The sequence below is a fragment of the Paraburkholderia xenovorans genome (genome assembly GCF_046030735.1).
GTDB lineage: Bacteria > Pseudomonadota > Gammaproteobacteria > Burkholderiales > Burkholderiaceae > Paraburkholderia > Paraburkholderia xenovorans_A.
The window spans coordinates 1-2,659 of the sequence record NZ_JAQQBV010000091.1; the positions used below are offsets into that span (position 1 = coordinate 1).

The following is a 2,659-nucleotide window of genomic DNA, read 5'->3' on the forward strand; positions in this document are numbered from 1 at the left end:
GTAAGCGCTCGATCTGGCACACACGGGACCCATATGGCCGCGTGGCAACGGTCACGTCAATACGGTGGTTGGACCAAGCGTTGTTACGCGGTCAAGCCGTAGGCTTCGAGAAGTTAAGCGGCAGCAGGTCGGTAACATCGGCGTCTAATGCCCGTTGCGGCAATTCGCTGAGTACCCGTACGAGATATGCATAAGGTTCGACGTTGCACGCTCGGCACGTGAGCATCAAGCTGTAGATCATGGCACTGGCCTTCGCACCAGCAACCGTGTCACTGAACATCCATGAGGATCTGCCGGTACAGAATGGCCTGATGTCGCGCTCGATCACGTTGTTATCGATTGGCGCGCGCCCGTCGTTCACGTAGCGGCTGAGGTACGTCCACTGGTTGCGTGTATAGGAGATCGCTTTGCCCAGCAGGCTCTCAGGAAGAATCTGTGGTGCCAGTTCGTCAAGCCATTTCCTGAAGGACTCCAGCAGCGGCACGCTGTGTTGCTGACGCAGCCGGAAGGTGTAATCGACGCGCGTCTCGCCCTCGGGCAGATCGCCCTTTGCGAGGGTTTCGACTTGGTAGAGCGCCTTGAAGTATTCCAATGCATGTGCGGCACGCCCGCCTGGTTTCTTCATGCCCTTGAAGGCATCAACAAAGGTGCGTCGCGAGTGGGCGAGGCAGCCGAAGTGGGTCGGACCTTCGAGCGTGCGCCAGGCGGCGTACCCATCGGTCATAAGCAGGCCCTTGTAGCCCGCGAGGAACGCTTGGGGATATTGCTGTGCGCGCCCCGGCTGGTAGTCGAACAGCACGACGGGTTCGGAGCAGTCTTCAGCGCTGCGATACACCCACATATACGAGGTGCTCTGGGCGGTTTTGCCCGGCTCCTTGAGTACCTGTACCGTGGTCTCGTCGCCGTGAATCAGCTGTTGCGACAGCAATGTCTTGCGCAGCGCCTCGTACACACGGCTGTAATGCAACTCAGCAGGCCGGATGATCCAGTTCGCCAGCGTAGCGCGTCCGACTTCGATGTCCGCGCGCGCCAGCGCATGGGCCATCCGGTATAACGGTGTTCCGTCAACGTATTTGCCCGCGGTGACCGTGGCGATCATCGCCGCACTGGCATTGCTGCCTGGCAATGGCTGGGCCGGCATCGGTGCCGTGATGACCGGCGTGCGCTCGGCGTGGCGTTCGCAGTGGCGACACGCATATTTGAAGCGCACGTGCTGGAGCACCGACGCCTTTACTTCGATGTGCAACTGTTCGCTAAGCTCTTCACCCATGCGGTGCAGTGCGTGCGCGCAGCACGGACATACCTTCGCGCTCTCGGGCAGGTCATATTCGATGCGTTGGCGTGGCAGGTGCGCCGGTAAAGGCTTACGTCCCGGTTTGCTTCTCGTGGGTGCCGGCGGATCCGGCAGGCCCGTGTCGGGGAGCACGAACGCGTCGTCAGTGGCGCCGGCGTCCATGTCGTCGGGCTCGGAGCCGGCGATCTGTTCGGCCTCGTCGAAGACGCGATCCTTGAGCTTCTCGCTGCTTGGGGCGAAGCGCTTGCTTTGCGCGAGGCGAAACTGCTCTTCGAGCTGGGTAATCCGGTCGCCCAGTTGCCGGTTGCGTGTCTCGAGTTCACGGATATAGGCCTGGGCGGCTGGTGGCAATCGGGAGAAGTCGTCCTCGTTCATGCCTCCACGATAACGAAGTCGCACGCGCGATGGGTTTACGGGAATTTGTAACAGGCCGACCGACGCTGACAGGTGACGCGCAATGCTCAACTGGCGTGATGGTACGACCGTACCGGGTGGCGGCGCACAGCATCAATGTCGATGCCATCCAGGAGCCAGTGCAACTGCTCGCTCGTCAGCTTGACTACGGTCTGCTGCCGTCGTGGCCATACGAAGTGGTCTTCTTCGAGGCGCCTCAACATCATCCAGAAACCGTTGCGATCGTAGAACAACAGTTTGATCCGGTTGCGTTTGCGGTTGTGGAAGGCGAACACGGCCCGTGCAAACGGATCGAGTTGCATGGACTGCTCGACAAGCGCCACGAGACTATTGATGCCGGCCCGGAAGTCGATCGGTTCGCGATGCAGGAAGACCGTCAGGTCCGGTTCGAAGCGGAACATCAACGCGCTCCCAATGCGGCAACCATCGCATTGACGATTGCCACGTCCTCTGTTGAACATTCGAGCTCGAGCTTCACGCCATTGGGCAGGTGGGCAGACAGCCGTGCCAGTCGTGTTGAGCGTGGCGAAATGCAGGATGATTCTGCTCTGGTGGTGCGGTGCGACGCGGGCGCGGACGCCATGACCGCTGTCGGCTCGTCGATCGCTACGACCGGAACAAACGCTGACGGTGCGACCGGCTCGTTGTACCCGATCGGGGGCCGGGCGCGTTCACGCGCCTGAACCCATTTATGCAACTGGTTGGCATTAACGCCCGCCTTCAGGGCGAGGCCCGATAGCGAAGCGCCTGGCCGCAGACAGGCTTCGACGAGTCGACGTTTGTCCGTTGGATCGAAGCTTCGCTTGCCGCCGACACCAACACGCGTCACGCGTAGGGGCAAAAAGCTGAGGTCATCTTCTGTCATGGATTGCGTCCGCAAAGTGAGGTTGCGGACGCAATCGTGAGCCTTCTCAACAACGCAAGCTAGGTGTGTGAAATCGCGCGCTTACG

At 60.7% G+C, this 2,659-nt stretch carries 3 protein-coding genes; all 3 read right to left on the reverse strand.

The annotated features are described in order from the left end of the window. Window positions 1-91: 91 nt before the first annotated feature. The 3 genes from tnpC to tnpA all read right to left on the reverse strand — a co-directional run bounded on the left by tnpC (window position 92) and on the right by tnpA (window position 2,573). Window positions 92-1,669 carry an IS66 family transposase gene (tnpC, locus tag PQQ51_RS34185; protein WP_408501602.1) on the reverse strand — a complete coding sequence of 526 codons (1,578 nt, stop codon included), beginning with the start codon at window positions 1,667-1,669 and terminating at the stop codon, window positions 92-94. A gap of 86 nt (window positions 1,670-1,755) precedes the next feature. Continuing rightward, a complete protein-coding gene (gene tnpB / locus PQQ51_RS34190; protein ID WP_408501603.1) occupies window positions 1,756-2,109 on the reverse strand; it encodes an IS66 family insertion sequence element accessory protein TnpB in 354 nt (117 codons plus the stop codon). Then, window positions 2,109-2,573, reverse strand: a complete 465-nt coding sequence (gene tnpA / locus PQQ51_RS34195; protein WP_408501604.1) for an IS66-like element accessory protein TnpA — start codon at window positions 2,571-2,573, stop codon at window positions 2,109-2,111. Before tnpA ends, tnpB begins: the two co-directional genes overlap by 1 nt. Window positions 2,574-2,659: the final 86 nt, after the last annotated feature.